This window comes from Neisseria sp. P0022.S010 (assembly GCF_051956635.1).
In genome coordinates this window covers 1-328 of the sequence record NZ_JBQCXF010000963.1, presented here as the reverse complement: position 1 = coordinate 328, position 328 = coordinate 1, and the positions used below count along the sequence as shown (strand labels likewise).

Genomic DNA, 328 nt, shown 5'->3' with positions numbered 1-328 from the left:
TGGCGAGTTTGATGTGTTCCTGACCTTGCAGGTCTTCCATCCTCAGTTTGTTGTTCGCCCAGGTACGGATGACGTTCCTTGTGTTCCAATCGGCGGGGATATGGTCGGTATGGGCACTGTCGTGCATGACGCCGGAGATATACGGACGGTCGGGATTACCCTGGACGAAGGACAGCATCACTTCGGTGCCTTCGTGTAAGGGGAAGTGGATGCCGTATTCGGGACCGGCATAGGGTTTGGCCAGTCGGACGGGACGGCTTTCCCCACCCGGACTCCATTCGTCTAAATCAAACGGTAATTTGACGCGGTAGCGGCCCATGTCGTCGAT

Annotated in this window: 1 protein-coding gene; it reads right to left on the bottom strand. The window is 56.4% G+C overall.

Annotation, left to right across the window (positions count from 1 at the left end):
* A partial coding sequence (locus ACTHUT_RS22345) for a phage baseplate assembly protein V (RefSeq protein WP_440386920.1) occupies positions 1 to 328 on the bottom strand: 328 nt, incomplete at both ends.